Source organism: Trinickia sp. Z7, assembly GCF_056498045.1.
The window spans coordinates 1-19,962 of the sequence record NZ_JAUEQW010000027.1 but is presented as its reverse complement, the minus strand read 5'-3'; the positions used below and the strand labels follow the sequence as shown (position 1 = coordinate 19,962).

19 protein-coding genes and 1 tRNA gene are annotated in these 19,962 nt (G+C 61.7%); 5 read left to right on the top strand and 15 right to left on the bottom strand.

The window, feature by feature from the left end:
* Window positions 1-163: 163 nt before the first annotated feature.
* On the bottom strand, window positions 164-1,024 hold the full coding sequence (locus QQS38_RS25450; RefSeq protein WP_479648118.1) for a MurR/RpiR family transcriptional regulator: 861 nt from the start codon (window positions 1,022-1,024) through the stop codon (window positions 164-166).
* A 159-nt stretch (window positions 1,025-1,183) separates the two neighbouring features.
* Between QQS38_RS25450 and QQS38_RS25445 the strand changes: the two genes are divergently transcribed.
* From QQS38_RS25445 to QQS38_RS25435, 3 genes are all read left to right on the top strand, one after another.
* Entirely contained in the window at window positions 1,184-3,286 is a 2,103-nt protein-coding gene (locus tag QQS38_RS25445) for a sensor histidine kinase (protein ID WP_479648117.1), read from the top strand.
* Window positions 3,283-4,650, top strand: coding sequence for a sigma-54-dependent transcriptional regulator (locus QQS38_RS25440; RefSeq protein ID WP_479648116.1), 1,368 nt, complete (start codon window positions 3,283-3,285; stop codon window positions 4,648-4,650). The genes QQS38_RS25445 and QQS38_RS25440 overlap by 4 nt, the downstream gene beginning before the upstream one ends.
* 320 nt (window positions 4,651-4,970) lie before the next feature.
* Window positions 4,971-6,227, top strand: a complete 1,257-nt coding sequence (locus tag QQS38_RS25435; protein WP_479648115.1) for an MFS transporter — start codon at window positions 4,971-4,973, stop codon at window positions 6,225-6,227.
* 151 nt (window positions 6,228-6,378) lie between these two features.
* Here the strand turns inward: QQS38_RS25435 and QQS38_RS25430 are convergent, their stop codons facing one another.
* From QQS38_RS25430 to QQS38_RS25415, 4 genes are all read right to left on the bottom strand, one after another.
* Window positions 6,379-7,524 carry a WD40/YVTN/BNR-like repeat-containing protein gene (locus QQS38_RS25430; RefSeq protein ID WP_479648114.1) on the bottom strand — a complete coding sequence of 382 codons (1,146 nt, stop codon included), beginning with the start codon at window positions 7,522-7,524 and terminating at the stop codon, window positions 6,379-6,381.
* A 76-nt stretch (window positions 7,525-7,600) separates the two neighbouring features.
* Window positions 7,601-7,870 (bottom strand): MoaD/ThiS family protein, encoded by a 270-nt coding sequence (locus QQS38_RS25425; RefSeq protein WP_479648113.1) that lies wholly within the window; start codon window positions 7,868-7,870, stop codon window positions 7,601-7,603.
* A 330-nt stretch (window positions 7,871-8,200) separates the two neighbouring features.
* Window positions 8,201-9,322 carry a Fic family protein gene (locus QQS38_RS25420; RefSeq protein WP_479648112.1) on the bottom strand — a complete coding sequence of 374 codons (1,122 nt, stop codon included), beginning with the start codon at window positions 9,320-9,322 and terminating at the stop codon, window positions 8,201-8,203.
* 166 nt (window positions 9,323-9,488) lie between these two features.
* Window positions 9,489-9,806, bottom strand: coding sequence for a Wadjet anti-phage system protein JetD domain-containing protein (locus tag QQS38_RS25415; RefSeq protein ID WP_479648111.1), 318 nt, complete (start codon window positions 9,804-9,806; stop codon window positions 9,489-9,491).
* Here QQS38_RS25415 and QQS38_RS25410 point away from each other — a divergent pair.
* Window positions 9,796-10,098 carry an ImmA/IrrE family metallo-endopeptidase gene (locus tag QQS38_RS25410; protein WP_479648110.1) on the top strand — a complete coding sequence of 101 codons (303 nt, stop codon included), beginning with the start codon at window positions 9,796-9,798 and terminating at the stop codon, window positions 10,096-10,098. The genes QQS38_RS25415 and QQS38_RS25410 overlap by 11 nt on opposite strands.
* A 237-nt stretch (window positions 10,099-10,335) precedes the next feature.
* Here the strand turns inward: QQS38_RS25410 and QQS38_RS25405 are convergent, their stop codons facing one another.
* The 6 genes from QQS38_RS25405 to QQS38_RS25380 all read right to left on the bottom strand — a co-directional run bounded on the left by QQS38_RS25405 (window position 10,336) and on the right by QQS38_RS25380 (window position 14,757).
* On the bottom strand, window positions 10,336-11,490 hold the full coding sequence (locus tag QQS38_RS25405) for an SRA domain-containing endonuclease (protein ID WP_479648109.1): 1,155 nt from the start codon (window positions 11,488-11,490) through the stop codon (window positions 10,336-10,338).
* 809 nt (window positions 11,491-12,299) lie between these two features.
* Window positions 12,300-12,375, bottom strand: a tRNA-Ala gene (locus tag QQS38_RS25400).
* 73 nt (window positions 12,376-12,448) lie between these two features.
* Window positions 12,449-12,814: a c-type cytochrome gene (locus QQS38_RS25395; RefSeq protein WP_479648108.1), complete on the bottom strand. Its 366-nt coding sequence runs from the start codon at window positions 12,812-12,814 to the stop codon at window positions 12,449-12,451.
* Window positions 12,811-13,611, bottom strand: coding sequence for a BON domain-containing protein (locus QQS38_RS25390; protein ID WP_479648107.1), 801 nt, complete (start codon window positions 13,609-13,611; stop codon window positions 12,811-12,813). Before QQS38_RS25390 ends, QQS38_RS25395 begins: the two co-directional genes overlap by 4 nt.
* A gap of 18 nt (window positions 13,612-13,629) precedes the next feature.
* A complete protein-coding gene (locus QQS38_RS25385) occupies window positions 13,630-14,217 on the bottom strand; it encodes an SIS domain-containing protein (protein WP_479648106.1) in 588 nt (195 codons plus the stop codon).
* Window positions 14,218-14,304: 87 nt separating this feature from the next.
* Window positions 14,305-14,757 carry a YraN family protein gene (locus tag QQS38_RS25380; protein ID WP_479648119.1) on the bottom strand — a complete coding sequence of 151 codons (453 nt, stop codon included), beginning with the start codon at window positions 14,755-14,757 and terminating at the stop codon, window positions 14,305-14,307.
* 37 nt (window positions 14,758-14,794) lie between these two features.
* On the opposite strand from QQS38_RS25380, the gene rsmI reads away from it, so the two are divergent.
* Entirely contained in the window at window positions 14,795-15,676 is an 882-nt protein-coding gene (gene rsmI, locus QQS38_RS25375) for a 16S rRNA (cytidine(1402)-2'-O)-methyltransferase (RefSeq protein WP_479648105.1), read from the top strand.
* A 294-nt stretch (window positions 15,677-15,970) separates the two neighbouring features.
* Here rsmI and tssF read toward each other — a convergent pair whose 3' ends face one another.
* The 4 genes from tssF to QQS38_RS25355 all read right to left on the bottom strand — a co-directional run.
* Window positions 15,971-17,827 carry a type VI secretion system baseplate subunit TssF gene (tssF, locus tag QQS38_RS25370; protein WP_479648104.1) on the bottom strand — a complete coding sequence of 619 codons (1,857 nt, stop codon included), beginning with the start codon at window positions 17,825-17,827 and terminating at the stop codon, window positions 15,971-15,973.
* Complete coding sequence (locus QQS38_RS25365) at window positions 17,824-18,087, bottom strand: PAAR domain-containing protein (protein WP_479648103.1); 264 nt, start codon at window positions 18,085-18,087, stop codon at window positions 17,824-17,826. The genes tssF and QQS38_RS25365 overlap by 4 nt, the downstream gene beginning before the upstream one ends.
* Before the next feature lie 95 nt (window positions 18,088-18,182).
* Complete coding sequence (locus QQS38_RS25360) at window positions 18,183-19,661, bottom strand: virulence factor (protein WP_479648102.1); 1,479 nt, start codon at window positions 19,659-19,661, stop codon at window positions 18,183-18,185.
* Window positions 19,658-19,962 (bottom strand): effector protein Tle3 domain-containing protein (locus tag QQS38_RS25355; protein ID WP_479648101.1); only part of this gene is annotated, 305 nt, incomplete at its 5' end. The genes QQS38_RS25355 and QQS38_RS25360, both read right to left, overlap by 4 nt.

Here is a 19,962-nt window from a genome sequence, read left to right as displayed (position 1 = left end):
AGAACGTCGCTCGGCAAGCAGATAGAACCGGTAATGCCGGTGCAACTAGTGAATTGAAGGAACAGACGGGGGCTCCATACCCTGCCACTAACCGTAATCGTTATCAGACGGCGCTATCACTCACTATTGGGGTTCGTTGCCCCCCCAACGTGCCATCAATAACTTATGGCACGTAAGCGCCCTTCGCATGCAGCGAGCGCTCGGCCAGTTCCAACTGCTCGACGGCTTCTCCGCCCTCTAACGCAAGCAGCCGTGCGACCAGCGATTCGGCCAGCGCCGTGGCGGCAACGAGCGAAGGAAAGAACGACGGGCTTTCGTGAGAAAAAATCAATACGCTGTCCGCATTCAAAGCGATAGGCGACACGGCGCTGTCGGTAATCGCGATCAAGCGGCTGCCTTTCTCCATCGCGGCTTCGGCTACGCGCGCCGCCTCGACCGAATAAGGCGCAAAGCTGATCACGACCGTAGCGCTATCGCGTGTGATGCTACGCAATTGCATTTCGAGCGTTCCCGCCTCACCCGTCAAAAGCGACACGGAAGGCCGGAACAACCCATAGCCGTACACAAGACCAAATGCCACCGCATAACATGAGCGAAATCCCGCGACATAAACGTGCCGCGCTTTACGCAACACGCGCGCCGCTTGCAGGACGTTGTCTTCGTTAAAAGCGGCCGTCGCTTCCAGATTGTGCTGTTGCGCCACGAGCAAATCATGCGCAAACGTGTCTTTCTTGTTTCCCGCAACGAGCGATCGTGCGCGCGCGGTCAACGGCTCGGGCCGGGTCCGCACACGAGCGACGAACAGATCGCGCAGCTCGTTCCACCCCGGAAAACCGAGCTGTTGCGACAAGCGCACCAACGACGCAGGCTGAACCTGCGCGCGCTCGGCAACCTTGCGCATCGACAGTACGGCGACTTCGTCGGGATGGTCGAGCAAGAACGCGGCGCCCGCTTGAAACTGCGGGCTCCATTCCGCGAAACGCGCGCGGATCAATGCGGCCAGTTGGTCGAACGTCTCGGGCATGAGATGAGGTAACGATGCAGCGGTTGCGATGACAACAAATGTTATCACTCAGGCAACAACGCAGAACGCGCCGCCCCTATTTACCCGAATCGCAGCGCTTCGCCGTTTTCGCTAAACTGCGCGCTCCCGGCCGTACTACTTTTTGCGTTTGTCCTGTAGATGAGCCCATCCGAGCAGTCCGCCCCCGCACCGTGGCGGCTGCACTTGCCCGCGCGCATCGCCGCCCGCTTACCCAGCGCTTCGCAGACAGCGAAGGCGCTCGCGTTCGCCGCGCTCGTCGCCGCCGGGGCATGGTCCGCCTATCGCTACGCGGAACGCGCCGAAACGAGCGCGATGATCGAGCGCGCCACGCACCGGCTCGACATCGACGAGAGCACGCTCAAGGGCGAGCTGACGCGCTACGACTACCTGCCCGCGCTGCTGAGCTTGAACCCGGACATCGCCTTATTGCTGCGCCATCCCAACGATGCCGCGCTCATCTCGCGCGTGAATCACTATTTGGCCGATGTGACGACCGATTCGCAAGCCGCAGCCATCTACGTGCTCGATTTGCACGGCACGACCCTCGCGGCGAGCAATTGGAATCAGCCCATCACTTTCCTCGGACAAAATTTTTCGTACCGGCCTTATTTCATCAATGCGCTGAACAACGGCACGGGACGCTTTTACGGACTGGGGTCGACGAGCCGCCTTCCCGGCTATTTCTACGCCGCACGCATCGATGCCGACGGCAAGCAACTGGGCGTGGTCGCAACGAAGATCAGTCTCGATCCGATCGAAGCACTTTGGAAGCGCGGCGACGAGACCGTGCTCGTGGCCGATGCGAACGGCGTCGTGTTCCTGAGCTCGTTTGCCGCGTGGAAATATCGCACGCTGCATCCGCTCTCTGCCGCGGCTCGCGCGCGCATCGACGCCAAGCGGCAATACGGCGGCCCAGGCGCGCTCGCTGAAATCGGCCTCGTGCCACGCCGCCGTCTCTCGCCCGATGCCGAGATCGATGAGATATCGCCCCGCGATCCGCTCGCCGGGAATGAGCCAGCAACGCGTCGAAACGAATTCGTCGTCGTCAGCCGAACGGTGTCCGGCACGGACTGGCGCATCATGTCGCTCACCGATATCGCCCCCGCACGCAAAAGCGCGCGCTACGCGGCCCTCGTTGCGGCGCTCGGCTTGTCGCTCGCGACGATCGTCGCGCTCTATCTGCTGCAACGCCGGAAGGTGATCGCGCAACGCCTGGCCATGCGCGAAACGCTCGAGCGCATGAACGATGAACTCGAACGCAAGGTCGCTCGACGCACCGGGGCGCTTGCCCGCGCCAACAAAAGCCTGCGCAGTGAAATCGCGGAACACAAGCGCACCGAAACGACACTGAAGGCCACGCTCGAAGAACTCGTGCAAGCAGGGAAGATGGCGCTGATCGGGCAGATGTCGGCGGGGATCACGCATGAGCTCAATCAACCGTTGGCGGCGCTGCGCACGTTGTCCGACAACGCCTTGCTGTTTCTGCAACGCGGGCGCCCCGACGAAGCCGAAAACAACTTACGCATCATCGCGGGGCTGATCGAGCGAATGGGCACGATTACCGCGCAATTGCGCCGCTTCTCGCGCAAGGCGCCCGCGGAGCTTGCGCCCGTCGACGTCGAGCGTGCGCTCGCCAACGCGCTGTTCCTCGTCGAACTGAGGCTGAGAAAAGAGAAGGTCCAAGTCGTGCGCAGCGCATCGGACACGCCCGCGCCCGAGCAGCGCGTGGTGCTGGGCGATGCGAACCGGCTCGAGCAAGTGCTCGTCAACTTGTTCGCGAATGCACTCGATGCGATGCTCGGCAGCGCCGTGCGCCGGCTCACGATTGCCGTCTGCGCCGATGAAGCGGATGACGCCTTCACTAAGATCACGGTCACCGATACTGGGCCGGGCATCCCGGAAGCGGCGCGCTCGCGCCTGTTCGAACCGTTCTTTACGACGAAGCCGCCAGGGGCCGGGTTGGGTCTAGGCCTCGCCATTTCGGCGGGGATCGTACGCGAATTCGGCGGCACGCTGAAGGCAGATGCGACCGAGGCGACGGCGGGTGCCTCGTTTACGTTGCGTCTGCGTCGAGCTAATGCGCAGCCTCACGATGAGCGCGTAGACGAGTCCATCGCGCATACGTGGGTCGACGCTGAGTCGAAGAACGAGCAACCGTCATCACCGATTCGACAAACGCCGCCTGCGGCACCCGAGCAACCTACGCAGTCGCTGCAACCGCCGCCAGCAAGGAAAGCATGATGTCAGTAGACCGCACGGAGCCCGATGACCTACGGGTACTGTTCGTAGAGGACGAACCTGCAGTGCGCCTCGGCGGTGTGCAGGCGCTGCAATTGCGCGGCATCGAGGTGCAGCCGTTCGAGCGTGCGGAGCAAGCGCTGCGGCATGTTCGACAGGGCTTTCCCGGTATCGTCGTGACCGACGTGCGCCTGCCCGGCATCGACGGGTTCGCGCTGCTCGAACAGATCCGGTCGATCGACGCCGACCTGCCCGTGATCCTCGTGACCGGTCATGGTGACATAGCGATGGCGGTCGAAGCCATGAAGCGCGGCGCGTACGACTTCATCGAGAAGCCGTTCTCATCGGAACACATCGCCGACGTTGCCCAACGCGCGCTCGAGAAGCGTCACCTCACGCTCGAACTCGACACGCTGCGGCGGCAAGCGAGCAGCCGCAATCGCATCGAGGCGAAGCTACTCGGGCAATCGCCCGCGATCGAACGGCTGCGGCGGGTCATCGTCGATCTTGCCGACACCGATACGAACGTGTTGATCCTCGGTGAGACTGGCGCGGGCAAAGAAGTCGTTGCGCGTTGCCTGCACGACGCGGGCCGCCGCCGCGATGCCAACTTCGCGGCGATCAACTGCGCGGGCATTCCCGAGATGCTGTTCGAAAGCGAAGTCTTCGGTCACGAAGCGGGCTCGTTCACGGGTGCGCTCAAGCGACGAGTGGGCAAGCTCGAATACGCTGATGGCGGCACGCTGTTTCTCGACGAAATCGAGACGATGCAGATGTCGCTGCAAGCGAAGTTTCTGCGCGTGCTGCAAGAGCGCGCGTTCGAGCGCGTAGGCTCGAACGAGTTGCTGCCGATGAATTGCCGCATCGTCGCGGGCACGAAGGCCGACTTGCTGGCGCTGGCGCGCGAGCAACGCTTTCGCGACGACCTCTATTACCGCCTAGGCGTGGTGGTGCTCGAGGTCCCACCGCTGCGCGAGCGACGCGAGGATATTCCTCTCTTGTTCGATCACTTCGTTTTGCAAGCGTCGGCGCGCTATGGGCGAACCGTGCCGAACGCATTGAGCCCGCAGCAAATGCACGCGCTGATGTCGCGCAGTTGGCCCGGGAACGTGCGGGAGCTGCGCAACGTCGCCGAGCGTTTCACGCTTGGCTTGCTGACCGATGTCGGCGATGCGCAGGCCCCCATGGGTGCGGCGCCGCGCACGCTCGAAGAACAGGTCAATCGCTTCGAGCGGCATCTGATCGAAGAGGCGCTGCGCGCCTGCCAGGGGCGAGCCGCGCTGGCCTGCGAGCGTTTAGGACTGCCGAAGAAAACGCTTTACGACAAAATGCGCAGGCTCGGGATTACATCCGAGGACTTTCGTTGAACGTTCGGCGAAGCCTTGCTGAATCTTCGCCAAACCATAAGCGCGGTGTGCCGATGCATGACAGTGACGCGGCCCTCTGCGCACCGGCGTCGCCCTCGGGTTTACACCGTCTCGCTCGTCACGATTTCCGCACATCGATAAGCGCTTGCCGGGCGGTTTTCCGCGCGCAGGCGTTGTACTGCGGAACCGTTAATCTCTCTAAATCAATGTGTTAGCTGCGCTCAACGGCTGGCATACCTCCTGCGTTATAGGGCGTCACGGCGACGGCACCAGGCCGCGCCAACCGTGACCACAACTAAAGCCCTACAGGAGACAGATTCATGACATGGACCAAGCAGCAACGTAGCGTCGCCCTCGCGAGCTATCTAGGCTGGACGCTCGACGCCTTCGACTTCTTCTTGATGGTGTTCGTCCTGAAAGACATCGCCAAAGCCTTCGGCACCGAAATCACCAGCGTGACCGTGGCGATTACGCTCACGCTAGCATTGCGCCCCTTGGGCGCGTTGATTTTTGGGCGGCTTGCCGATAAGTACGGGCGCCGCCCCGTGCTGATGGCGAACATCGTTTTGTTTTCGTTGCTCGACCTTGCATCCGGCTTCGCCACGAGCCTGGCGATGCTGCTGGTGCTGCGTAGCTTATTCGGCGTCGCAATGGGCGGCGAATGGGGTGTCGGGTCGGCGTTGACGATGGAGTCGATTCCGCCGAAATCGCGCGGGATTATGTCGGGCATTCTGCAAGCGGGTTACCCGTCGGGATACCTGCTGGCATCGGTCGTATTCGGGCTGCTGCACGATTCGATCGGCTGGCGCGGCATGTTCATGATCGGTGTGCTGCCTGCGTTGCTCGTGCTGTTCATCCGCCGCAACGTGCCGGAATCGCCCACGTGGGAGCGTAGCCGCCACGTCGCTACGCGGCCGAGCATCGTCGCCGTGTTGGCGCGCGAGTGGAAGCTTGCGCTTTACATGATCGTGCTGATGACGGCGTTCAACTTCTTCAGCCACGGCACGCAAGATCTTTATCCGACGTTCCTGCTGGTGCAACACAAGTTCTCGACGCATACGGTTAGCGCGATCGCGATTACCTACAACATCGGCGCGATCATCGGCGGGATCTTGTTCGGCTCGTTGTCGGAGAAGATTGGCCGGCGCAAGGCGATTGCGATCGCCGCGTTGATCGCGTTGCCTGTGTTGCCGTTGTGGGCGTTTGCGAGCGGCAGCATTGCGTTGGCGATCGGCGCGTTCTTGATGCAGATCTCCGTGCAAGGCGCTTGGGGTGTGATACCGGCGCATCTGAACGAAATGTCGCCGCCCGAAGTGCGTGCGACATTCCCGGGACTCGTTTATCAACTGGGGAATTTGCTGGCTTCGGCCAATGCAACGATCCAAGCCGGTATCGCCCATCAGCATGGCGACAATTACGGAATGGCGATGGCACTCGTTGCCGGGACCGTGGCCGTGGTGATATCGGTGCTGATCAGCCTCGGGCGCGAGCATCGCGGCGTGCAGATGGATGCGGGAGAAGGCGTGGCGATCCAGCCTACGCTGGGCGAGGTGAAGATGGCGGGGACTGGGCGGTGAACGTCGTTCGTGTGATCGGTACCTCGCGTCGAGAGACGTAAGGGCATCGGGTGACTGAGAACGCGCGGCGGGCGATCGTCTTCTCGAACGAGTCGAAGTCGAGCGACTCGCCTGCCGCGGGGCCTGCGCCGACGGATAACGTCAATGGCGATTAGGCAAAGCTCACATGATAGATGGGCGGAAGATGCGCGGAGATTTCGCGCCAGCTTTCTCCGGCATCGTGGGACGTCCATAGGCCGCCCGTCGTCGAACCCATGGCTAGACCGGCGCCGGTCGAATCGACGACCAAGCCATGCCGATAGACGAGATCGTAAGCGGGCGCGGGCGGCAAGCCTTCGGCGAACGGCTCGAAGGTGCGGCCGCCATCGCGCGTGCGTGTGACGACGAAGCGCCCATCGACGGGAATGCGAAACGCGTCTTTGATCGCGGGCACGAACCACGCCGTATCGGCGTCGCGCGGATGGACGGCGACTGCGAAGCCGAAGCTCGATGGCTGCGCCTCGATGCGCGACCAATGGTTGCCACCATCTGTCGAGCGAAAGATGCCGCAGTGGTGTTGCGTCCATAGCGTGTCCGGTGCGGCCGCGCATTGCACGACTCGGTGCGGGTCCTGCACGTTCGGCTCCTCGCGCCGCTCGGGCGGCATGTAATCGGCTTGCATGCCATTGGCGGTCTGCCGCCATGTTTCGCCGCCGTCGTGCGTTTGCCAAAGCCCGCCCGTCGATACGGCTGCCGTCACGTGACGGCTATCGCGCGGGTCGACCAATACCGAATGGATCCCCGGGTGATCGTAGCCACCGCCGCCCCAGTCGCGGCGCTCGGGACGGTCCCACAACGAACGGATCAGCGTCCAGCTTTCGCCGCTGTCATCGGAACGAAACAAGCCGCCCGGGATGGTGCCGGCCCAGAGCGTGCCGGGCTGGTCGTTGCCGCCTGGCTCCAGCGTCCAGATTTGTTCCAGCGACCATAGGGGCTCGGCCGGCTGCGCGGCGTTTTCGTCGGTGGGTATGGACGTGGTGGCGGGTGGGTTTTCAGGTTGCGGCTGCGGCGGATACATCGGCGCCGCGCACGGCTCCCATTCTTGCGCGCCAGCGCGGAGGCGATGCAATTTCACGCCGAAATGACCCAGGTTGAGCGCGGCGTATAGCGTGCCGTCGCGTGGATCGGCCAGCGCGGAACTGACGGGCTCGCCGATGAAATGATGGGCGGTCTGCTTCCAGCTACGCGGATTCGTAGCGTCTTTTTCGAATATGAAGAGCCCTTTGCGGGTGCCTATGAGCAAGCGGTCGTCGTTCACGGTTGTCTCCGGGTTGTCTCCGAGTTTCCTTTGCTTTCGTGCCCTAGTGCCCTAGTGCTTTGGGCGTGTCGCTGTGTTAGCCGCCCGATAGCGCTTGCACTACGTAGATGCGACTGTCCGCTTCGACTACGTCGGAAAGACGGCGGCGATCGCGCAAAGGTCTGCCGTCTACGAAGATGGCCAAATGACGGCGCAGACCGCCTTGGTCGTCGAGGATGTAGCCGCGCAAGCGCGGCTCTTCGGCGAAGACGATAGCTAACGCCTCGTCGACCGAGCGCGCTGCGACGTCGCGCTCCGGTAGCGGCAAGTGGCGCTGGATCGATGGGGCGAAGAAAAGGTGCGCCATGGGGAACGGGCTTTTCTGCCGGGGGTTTAAGTTTAGTTCAAGCGAGGGGTTTGGGAGGGGCCATTTGGGCGCTGACGAGTGGGCAGATTTTGGGAACGCGTCGCTCAGGAGATATGGATCCCCCCGTGGGCGGAATCACGCGGCGGAGGTGCTGCGCGCAAAGTAATTCTGAGCCACGGGGGCGCGGACACAGGCATGGCTGCGGCGTGCTTGACGCCAAGAAAGTTGGAGTTCTGCGGCCTTTGGATTCGCTGCTTGGAAGTGCGCGTCTACCGATGAGCTCGCTACTGGCCGGCGCCGTCCGTTCGTGCAGGGTCGTTCGCGCGATGCTCAACAAGCATCCGCGACTTCGTAGCCGGTGCTTCGCCCGCCGCCGGGCGACTTCTTCAGCATGTCGAGTTCAAGCAACTGCGTGATGTCGCGCAGCGCAGTGTCGGGCGAGCACTTGGCAATGGCCGCCCACTTGCTGCTCGTGAGCTTGCCCTCGAAGCCGTCGAGCAGCCGGTTGAGAAGCTTCACCTGCCGCTCGTTCAACGGCGTGCCAGCCCAACGTTGCCAGAAGCGCGCCTTGACCAGCACGACATCGAGCGTGGTCTGCGCGCTGGCGAGGGCGCGCCCTAGCGTGCCGAGGAACCACGACAGCCAGCCGGTGACATCCAGAGAGCCCTTCTGCGTGAGTTCGAGCACGTCGTAGTAGTCTTTGCGCTCGCGTTGGATTTGCGCCGACAAGCTGTAGAAGCGTTGCGGACTGCCGTCGGCGCAGGCCAGGAACAAGTCGCCCACGGCGCGGGCAATACGCCCGTTGCCGTCGTCAAACGGGTGCAGAGTGACGAACCACAGGTGTGCCAGCCCGGCCTTGACGAGCATGGGCTCGCCATTTTCCTTGTTCGCCCACTCGAGCAAGCGCGCTGTCTCGCCGGGCAGCACACCGGCGGGCGGCGCTTGGAAGTGGACCTTGCGCCGCCCCACCGGGCCGGAAACCACCTGCATCGGCCCCGCGGCATCGTCGCGCCACCGGCCCACGGCGAGCTTGTTCATGCCCGAGTAGCCGGTCGGGAACGACGCTGCATGCCAGCCGAACAGTCGCTCGGTGGTCAGGGGGGAGGCGGCGTTGGACGTGGCATCGAGCACCATCTCCACCACGCCCTCGACGTGTCGATCCACCGGCGCTATCGCTCCGATGTCCACGCCCAGACGCCGGGCGACGGAGGATCGCACCGATTCGACGTTGAGCAGCTCGCCCTCGATTTCGCTGGTCTTGACCACCTCGTCGGTTAGCGCGGCAAGGCTGGCCTGATCGCGCAGCCCGATGCCCACGTCGGCCAAACGGCCCAACAGCGCGCCCTGGGCACGGCTGACCTCGGTCAATGACCCGATCAGCGCAGACAGGTCGTAGCGCCAGTTGGGCCAGTCGGCGGCCTGCCAGATGTAGAGGTTTTCTCCGCTGTTCATGCGGGGATTAAACATCCTATTCGCTGCAAGGGCAAGCCAATCTCCGCGCGGCGTGCGGCGAAAAGATCGCCGATCGCCGCAACGGACTGAGGGAATGGCGAAATCGGGTATGGGATGCCCCGCACAGATTGGGTCATGCCAGGATTCACTCGACTGAGAGGGCAGCTCAAAAAATCAAGCGCTGCAACGCATGCCAGGCAGTGTCCCAATCAACCCGCTCCTGTTCCAAGCGGACATTCTGCCCCCATCGCTGCTGCTTGAGATTTCGATAGAGCCGTTGCTCGGCCTCGGTCAGAAGCGTGAGTTCCGCCGCCGGATGCTGCTCATTTTCGTCTACCCAAAGCGCCGTGTGTCGAAGCAAGGTGTCTTCGTCCATTAGCACGGATTGCAACTCTGGAAGATACGAACGGGTTCGATGCAGGAGCGCAAATCCATGGGTAGCCGACCTCACCGACACCCTTGAAGGGCTCGGCTTGCTAGTCATCGCGGTCGATGAAGAGAACCGCGGGTTCTCTGGCTTGACTGCCAAGGCGCGAACCGAAGATGGCAGGGAATATCCTGTCGTGGCTGTTTCCAAGCGGTGGCCCGGTGATCGGCAGCGGTTCACCCTGGCGCATGAACTGGGGCATCTGCTGCTGGCAGCGCGGCTGTGCGCCATGGTCGAGAACCAACTGCTGACGGTCGACGACGCCATGTGGGCGCTCGACAGAATGAAGTCCGGCAAACGACGGCTGCCCTGGCCCGCAGCAGAAAAAATGCTGAATATGTTGCGCTGATCGAGCGGCGGCCGTCGGCAGACGGACGCTGCAGCAACGCGGTCGCCGATGAACTCCGTGCGGTTATAAGCTCGTGCCGAGCCACGGTATCTTGTGTCATCGGTCATCCAATAGTCCCCACTAGCGATATCCGGGCTGAACGCGAGGTGCCCGGCGCGTCGCCCGCGAGTTCGCCGCTCTCACGCAATGGTCAGCTCAGAGTTGGTCCGTTGGCCGCCGCGAAGCGGCATGCAAAGACTATAAGTCGCCGTTGTGACTAACTTCAGCCTCTCTTTCCTCAACGTTCGCTCGCAGCTGCTCGTTTTGAGCCGCGCCATCGACCCCAAAATGGATCCGGCGGTGACACGCGGGGCAAATCGCCCCGACGTATAGCGGGTGGTCCAAGCCCCCATCTGACAATCGGTTTATATGGTGAGGTTCGAGATACGGGCTTCCATCGCTCTTTCGATTGAAGGGGGCCGGCTCATAACAGAGTTCACAATGCCCGCGAGCCCGAGCAAGCACATAGCGCTTCACCTGCAAGCTCCGCCGGTAAATGACACTTAGGGTCTGCTTTGGGTCCGCCGATGACGTAGGGGACTGGCATGCGGCGACAGCAGCGTCCCGCAGTTGCCGAAGGTCTAACGCATCCACGATGGTCGGTTCCTGCGACGCTTGACTAACGTCGCGGCCATCGAGCTCGAGTGCCATCTCCGATATTTTCGATACCGGAATAAGCCGAAAGATGATCAACTCGCGGTCGTCCCCATTCCGATCTGGACCGCGCACTGTGAAATGCGAACCGTATACGAACTCGCCTTTATAGACGCACGGCTTGCCTTTACCTGTATTTTCAAAGATATGCAGCGCGCGTCCACGCTGGGCATGCATTGCGATCGCTGCATTTCCGCGGGTCATCGTCATGTCGCCAACTTGGCCTTCCCCGGTGTATAGCAAGCATCCGGTTTCGTCCTCGTGGTCCTTGTACCCGTATTGCTCGCCTGATCCCCCTGAGAAAAGAAAGATGGCCGGCACAATGCTCGACGGCGCGATGCCGCTTTGACTGCTTCCGCCAAACCGTCCGGTGATTTCATCCTTGCGACGGTATGCGCTACCAACGACGAATACCGGTATTTCGCCCGGCGTGGGAACCGCTCCCGGCAGGCTGACGACTTTAAACCCTAAGTCGCCAAGATAATTATTTGTCATTGGCCCACCGGAGAACGTCGAAACGGGCTTTCCGGTGGCGAGGGAGACTATCTTCTTTGGCGGGTAGAGCCGGCCGCCCTCCTCAAGCGCCCAGCGCTGATTGCTCCTTTGTTCCCAGCCTTTCCATTCGACAGCATTTCGTAAGCCAATGTCAAATTCCGTGATTGCTCGTCGAATTTCTTCTTTATTCACTGGCGGCAGCATATCGCGCTCTCTGATTGTCGGTGGGCCAACCACGACGGAATGCGCAGATCGCAAAGCAAATCGCTAAGCGCCGAGTTCTAGCTTGGTACCGAGGCAGTCGCCGGATCAACATCCAATTCAGATGTCCCGAGGCGTTTGCTTTGGGCCGTGGTAACACTGCGGACGCGCAAATCCAATGTCGATGGATTACCACTTGTTATCGTCAAATTTCACTTCGACTTGAGAAGCTGACCCATGCTGTGCTTCGGGCATGACCGACAAGGCGAAACACCGCGCGCGCCGGCTGCCCCCGCACATCGCACGGTACAAAAGAGTGGCGAGTGAAGTTGACCCGCAAAAACGGACACCTATTCTTTTTGATTCAGAGGTGAAGAAATCGCGCGAAGACTTTACCCGATGGGTGAAGAACACGTATGGAGGTGCTGCTGTCTCGTGGGATCAAAGGGTGCTACGTCTACTTGAGGCACGCTGAGACTGCTGAGCATTTCCGTCGGTATCTCGCGTGGGCGCAACGACAAGGTCTTGGACATATCGTAGAACACCTCAACTGGTGCCGAGTAGCAAGGCACAGTCGAGTAACGTTCGAGCGAGTCGAGACACGGAAGCTCCCTGCGACACCGTAGGAAGTCTTAACGAGAGTCTGAACTTGCGACTCGCTCGTCTCGACAGGTGCATTTGCGCCAGTTTGGCTTTGTGGGGTGGGTGGTCGGAACGAATAGGATGGACCAAAATCCCGTTACTCCTGGACTACATGGCCCGCGAAACGAAAAAGGGTTACAGGCAAATCACCTGTAACCCTTTGATTTTATTGGTGGAGCGGATGAGGATCGAACTCACGACCTTCGCATTGCGAACGCGACGCTCTCCCAGCTGAGCTACCGCCCCAACGAAGCAGCAATTCTGGCACGGGGTTATGGGGTTTGACAAGCCCCTCCTTGTAAACCGCCTCCTAGCGCAACTACTGAGCCGCCGTCGGCGCCCCGCTGAGCACCCATCCGACCACCGTCCGAATATCGGCGTCGCTCATCCGTGGGTGAGATGGCATGGGAATAACGCCCCAAACCCCGGCCCCACCGTCGCGCACCTTCTTCTCCAGCCGGTTTTGCGCGCCCGCGTCGCCCTTGTACTTGGCCGCGATATCCCTGAAGCCCGGCCCGACAAGCTTCCGATCCACGGCATGGCATCCCAAGCAGGCGTTCTGCTGAGCGATCTCATACCCAGCCGGCGCCGAAGCCGCAACCGCCGCCCCGGGCCATGCCACCCAAACCATCCCAGCCAACCCCACCCAAACAGCAAGCCCGGCCCGCAAAACCCCGCCCATCATTGCTTAACTTGCCCCGAGCTACCCGGATGCACCTGCGTCGAGCTCGAAACCGGCGCCGGCGTCTTCTGCTCCAACGGCTGCGCCGTCACACCGCCCATTGGCACCGCCCCCACCGTCGGCTCAGCCTCGGCCGATTGCGCCGAACTCGGCGCGCTCGCCGCTTGCCCCGCCGCCGGCGCCAGCGTCTGCGCGTCTTCCGGCTTGATGTACTGGAACACCTTCACGACGCTCATCACGCCCGGCACGTTCGCCGCAACCGCCGCCCCAAGATTGCCCTCTTGCGTGGTCACGAGCCCCATCAAATAGATGTTCCCGCGCTCGCCCACCACCTTGAAGTCGTTCGCCGAAATCCCCTTCTCGGCAATCAACGCCGCCTTCACCCGCGCCACTAGATACGAGTCGTTCGCCCGATCGGAAAACGATGTCTTCGGCGCAATCGCGATCTCGTTGACGATCGATTCGACGTTCCCCACTCCGCGCGTGATCTCTTCCGCACGCCGCTTCACCGCGTCCGTCGGCGCTTCGCCCGTCAGCAGCGCACGCCGATTGAACACCGTCACGTCCACGTGCGTGTCGTCCCCCAGTTCGTTGGCGATCTGCGAATAGGCCTTCAGCTGAATCTCGCGATCCTCGGTTTGCGTACCCACCGTGCGACGATCGGTCGCCATCAGCGCCCCGCCGCCCGCCGCGCCCGCCACTGCCAGCACACACCCCTGCAACGACGCCACCAATGCCGCCGCCGTCGTAACCGCCAGCGTTCCACGCACGAGCGTCTTCATGACGCGATCTGCCCTCATCAACGAACTCCTTCGAAGTCAATCTTCGCCGAGCAACATGGCATCGATGCCGTCGCACAAGCAGTGAATAGCCAATACATGCACTTCGCGAATCCGCACCGCCCGCTGCGACGGCACGCAAATCTGTATGTCCAAATCCGCCAGCGCTTCGCCCACTTTGCCGCCGCCATCCCCCGTCAACGCAATCACGATCATTTCGCGCTCATGCGCTTCCGCGATCGCTTCGAGCAAATTTGCTTCATCCCGCGCCGACGCAATGACGAGCAACACGTCGCCCGCATGCCCCAACGCGCGCAGCTGTTTCGCGTAGACGGTATCGAATGCGCCACCCGCACTCAGCGCCGTCAGCACCGAGCTATCAGCCGTGAGCGCGATCGCCGGCAAGCTCGGGCGCTCGCGCTCGAAACTGCCGATCAAATGCGCGGCGAAGCACTGGGCGTCCGCGGCGCCCGCGCCGTTACCGCACGCGAAAATTCGATTGCCGTTCGCAAGCGCACCGAACAAGGTGTCGATGGCCGCGGCAATCGGCATCGACAACGCGTCCAGCGCTTCGAGTTTCAATGCCGCGCTTTCGCGAAAATGCTGTTGAATTCGTTCGACTGACATCGGTTCTCTATTCTGCCGGCCCCGCCAATACGCGGCCGTTCGTCAGCGCGCAAGTTTACCGTACTGGCCGGTCTCCTCAGGCACGTTTTAACTCCCATCCTCGCGAAAGGCGTCGCGCAGCCAATTCAGCCGCCGCCCTTCGAACACCACGACATCGAACCGGCAAGCGCTAGCGCCCTCCCCCCGCGTCGCCAAGAAATACCGAGCCGCAAGCAAGATGCGCCGCCGCTTGTGCACGCCAATGCTAGCCGCCGCCCCGCCGTATCGCCCACCCGCCCGAGCGCGCACTTCGACGAAAACGAGCGAGCCGTCGCGGTCGCGCATTACCAAGTCGATCTCGCCGCCCCGGCAGCTCACGTTGCGTGCGACGAGGCGCAGCCGCTGTCGCCGCAGAAAATCCAGCGCGTGCGCTTCGAATACGGCTCCGAGGCGTTTCGACTCGCCTCGCCCGGAAAAGTTGTCCGCACCATTCGATCTGCTTTCATCCGGGGGCCGCGGCTCGCTCCCACGCACCGTTCCTGCCTGCCGCACATGGCACAATGGCGGCCTTCCCTCGCTCGTTGGCGTCTCTCGCTTCATGTCCGATCTCCTCGATCTCGCGCAGCGGCAGCAGTGCCCTTGCGCCACGCTCTACGTCATTGCAACGCCGATCGGCAACGCCGCCGACATCACGCTGCGCGCGCTACACGTGCTCGGCCTCGTCGATCGCATCGCCGCCGAAGACACCCGCAATACCGGGCAACTGCTCGGGCTGTACGGCCTGTCCAAGCCACTCGTGGCCGTGCATGAGCACAACGAGCGCGAAGCGGCCGAGCGTATCGTCGAATGCCTGCGCGCCGGCGAACGTGTCGCCTATGTGTCCGACGCAGGCACGCCCGGCGTGTCCGATCCAGGCGCCAAACTCGTCGACGCCGTGCGCGAAGCGGGCTTCGCCGTCGTGCCGCTGCCCGGCGCGAGCGCAGTGACGACGGCCGTCTCCGCTGCCGGAGACTTCGTCGGCACGTTCTCCTTCCTCGGCTTTCTGCCGACGAAAGCCAAGCAACGCGCCGCGCATCTGCAATCGCTCGCCGCGCATCCGCATGCGATGGTCTTTTACGAGGCGCCGCACCGCATCGTCGAAACCGTGCAAGCGCTGGCCGATGCGTTCGGCGGCGAGCGGCAACTACTCGTCGCGCGCGAATTGACGAAACTACATGAAGCGATTCATCGTTGCACCCTAGCCGAAGGGCCAACGTGGCTCGCAGCCGACCCGAACCGGCAGCGCGGAGAATTCGTGCTCGTGGTTCAAGGCGCTCCGGCTCGCACCGACGAAGACGAGGCGGCGCATGACGCGCTGCTGTCGTTGTTGCTCGAAGAGGTTTCCGTCAGCAGCGCGGCACGGTTGGCGGCTGCGATTACCGGCGCTTCTCGAAACGCGCTTTATGCTCGGGCATTGGCGATGTCGAAGCGGGAGGACTAACGGCCTGGTGGCGGACAGCACGCTAGCGATAGCAGGCGTTGCGCAGCGTTTCGCGCACGGGCGGCATTGGCGATGACGGCCAAATGGTCGTAGCGGCCAAAGGCATCGAAGCCGTCGAAGACGCCACGGCTCAGCGGCGAGCAGAGCGCTGCCGATCGGACGGATAAACGTTGCTCAACACCTCGCCACAAAAATGCGGACGGGTTCTCCCGTCCACCGAGCGGCACGGTGATCGCTTCAATACACGCGCGCACGACAACGATATGCGCTGCCCTCGACACGCGCCATTATTCGTCAAACAAGCTCGATCGCGCCGGGCAGCGGCTTCCCTCTTACAAGTTCGGCCCCATTCTGTGCCGACACGAAAACCAACTGCACGAAGCTATTCACCGGCGCGTAATGCGCAAAAACAGTTTCGAGCACACGGGCGAATACACTCATCGCACAATCGGCGAGCAGCACCTCATCGACAGCCAACCGCACACGCATACCTCGCATCAAGCCCGGTTGCGGTTCCCTTACCACCCAGTCCAGCGCGGATTCGTGCGAGAGATGAGTCAAGCTCTCGATGTGTCGTTTCACGCGCGCCGATTGCGACGGCGCGTGAGCCGTCAGTAGTTCCTTGAACGCCGGCAAACCGGCCTCGCAAATCGACAACGGTCCAGCGGACAGCATCGCGACGACGTCCCACAGCTGATTACGCACATTTCGCCGTGCAATGCTTGGCGTAGGCCGAATCGACATCGATACGCGCCCGCTCAGCGCTTCGTTGCCGTAGACGAAATCCCCGCTAGGATGATCGATCTGCAACTCGGCAGGCGCATTGCCGTTCGTACAAGTCAGGTCCATGTCGATCTGCATCCCACCCGCCATCAGCATCGCACCGTTGGCATCGACGAGCGAAAGCAACATGTTCTGCTCGGCCTCGGTTTCGGCGAACCGTGTATCGCGCTCGACAAGCCAATACATCGACGCATCGTGCTCAGCCGCGTGATACATGTGCTTAGAAAGAGACAAGAAGGCCTCGACATTCCGGGCGATGGCTCCCTTCGGAGTAACCATGGTGACGCTAACTTCATCGACGCGGTACACCACGGCCTCGGGTCCGCTCAGCTCGCCCGGTATGATCGGATAGACAGCGGGCTTCGTCTTTTCCTGTGCGATGGGTTCTGCTGGCGTGGCGAACAAATTGACGACGGGTGTGCAGAACAGTTTGAAGTTCGCCGCGCAAATCGCCTGCAGATGCTGCGATAGATGCGAATCACGATGCACGCCGTTGACCGGCAGATGCAGGGTCACGCTACGACACGAACCGGCTATCCGCATTAGCGGCAAAAAGTCGACGTCGACAAAATCGAACTTCTCGGGAAACGAGAAATATTCGAGCAGCATTCGAAAATGCGACTGACTCGCGTCGCGCCGCTCGATGATCGCCTCGGTACCATCGAAGCCCGCCGACGACACGAGGACAGGATCCAACGCAATCCAGGCTCCGTTTGTATCGACTTCGACGAATGCGTTCGATGTACGAAGCAGCAAGGTATCGATGATCGCGGCAACCTCACGGCGATTGCCGTCGACGAAGATGCGCACACGTTCGGGAACAACGCTCCTCGACAGAGGACTAGCGCACAAGCCGGCGAACTCGATGGAAACGATGCCCGTCGTTTCCTCGTGCAAATGAATCCTCGCCGGGGCTGAAGTCGCCGGCGCGTAGTGCGCGCCGGTTATCTGCAACGGCGATAGGACTGCATCGTAGACCGTCCGAAATCGATACTCGCCCGTCCGTGTTTTGAGTTCGGTTCCGCGTTCGATCGTGAATGGATTCGTCAGCTTCGCCGTGGCCGCGCTGCCTTCGAAGCGCGCAATCGAACAAGACGGGAAAGGTCGCAAATACTCGGGGCGAAGAATTTCGAGCAGACCGGCCGGCAATTCCGGGTAGTCGTCGTTGATGCGCAGGCTTACTCTAGCATTGAGCAACGCCGCGGATTGAATCAATCGTTCGATGTGCGGATCGTCCGAGTGCTCGCCGGAAATCGAAAGCCGCGCTGCAGCATCTGGATTGCGTTGCGCGAATTCAGCTAGCGAGTGGCGCAGTATCGCCAGTTCACGCTCATAGTCCGGGAGCAGATCGTCGACGGAGCCGGTCATGGGCGGCCCGATGTCGGGATGCTCGAGATCAGTGTCGCGCCGCACGAGGTTTTGTGCCCGTGGAACGCGACAGGACGCCCGTCGATCGATACGTTGTTGTCTCCTTCGATGATGACGCATTTTCGATGCCCGGATACCGGGCACGTGCATTCGTCGCCGACGCATGCGACCGCCCGGCCCATCACGGCCGATTGTGGTCTGCCGGTCGTCACTATGCCGCCGTGCGACGTTGAATCGCCGACGCGAATCACTCCGCGCATGTTTTCACACTCCGATGTTGGGGCGTCGTCCGGATAGGGCGCCGTTGCGATTCGTCGCGTTGTCGGCGCACTCGATCTCTCGCGCGCCACCGTTCTTAGTACGTGAATCCTTGCCTCGGATACGAGACATCGTGACGGCGTCCCCACCAAGGAAGGTATGCGTCGCCTTCGCCGCGCGCCCTGAACCAGTTCTCTTCCGGGCGGATAGGAACCAGCTGCGCGGGTGGCGTGACGATTACCGCGCTCAGTTGAGCAAAGTCCGTCGTGCCCGCAACCAATACGTGTCCGCCCAGATGATTCGCGCGGCCAATTGCCAGCGCGACCGCGGTCAGCGCCGTGCCTGCACCGGTTTCGCCGAGCAAGGCCGGCATGTTGAAGGTCTGCTTCTGGAAGTCGAAGTCGGGCAACGTTTCCGTCAACGTTTGCGCTAACGCCCCAATGCGCTCGGATGCGGCATCGCTGCCCTGGCCCGCGTCGTGGATCACGTAGCTAATATCCGATGACTTGATGTTTGCATTGAGGGCGGCAGCGTCGATCGCAGCCTTCCAGGCTTGCACCTTGCGGGACGTACCCACTCTCGGCTCGAAATCGCCAACGTTCGCGGTCGCCACTCGGCTGATCCACGCTAGCGGATCGCGCTCGGTCTTCATTTGCGGCCCTGCAAGGATCAGCAAGGTCATGTTTTCGTTCATCTGCGCGTCCTCCGGCGGGAAACTGGGCGCATCCCAGTTCATCACCCACACGCTTTCCTGCGGATGCGATTCCAGATAATCGAGGGCGGCGTTCAACGACGCGAAACCTGCGTTCGCGCCGCCGAGCGTGACGTTGACGTCGGGTGGCGTATCTTTGGACCACAGATCTGGAAAATAGGGGTTGCCAATGTTGAACAGGCCGACAATCTCCTCTTGCAGGCGATCACGCGCCTGTTTGGGGTCGAGCCTGCCGGCGGGAAGTGCGTATTCGATGTGTACTCCTGCGAGTTCACGCCAGCTACGTTTCCATGTAGGTGCTACGGTGTAGAAGTAGTATTGATTCATCACATACCTCTCGGCGAAAACGCGTAGCAATCGGCGGACATACTTGCGATGGAATCCGTCAAATGTTTCCTCCCCCCAAAGGCCGTTCGCAACGCCTGCCACTGGTCTGATAGACGTGAAGCTCTCGGGATCAGTCCCTACCATGTCGTCATTGGCGTTGGGTTTTACGAGACCCAGAGTCCATAGAAGCTGCCACTCGGTCGGGTAGTCTCGGCGTTGCAGGGGATTGAGCCATTCAACGCCGACCACTTGCGCAGCGAACGTTCGAGAGGATTCCGACGACGGCGATCCCGATTCGGCTCGATGAGCGGTGTTCATCATGGGTGGCGCTGGCGCAGCCGCTGCGGTGGAGAAGCAAAGTATGGCTGTGGCCAATAAGGCAGGAAACACGAAAAGTTGGACCATCACTTCCTTCACGCTCCATGAACGATGCGCCGACTCACCTGAAAACATCAACACCGCCACAAAGATTGATGCGGTAAGCATCACGAGTGCAGTCAGAACAAAACGGCGGCGCCAGGTCGAGATCAGCCTCATAGCACCCCATCGCGTTGATCGACGATCTTCGATGGCATCATCGCCTCGGGGTCGGACGTCAACCAATCGCTCAGCGGTTGCTTTTTCATGACGCCCTCCACGAAGTACTCGGCATACGGGTAGCCAGGATCGTAAGGGTTTAGATCTTCGCCGAAGCGCCAATCCGCAGCGATACGAAGCCTCTTCAGATCCTCGTCCGACAAGTAGCAAAGGCCAATCGCCACGTCATACGCCAGCGCCTTCTCCGCATGCTCGGCATTGGTCATGATCGTCGAGTGGTTCGTCGCATTGTTGTCGACGC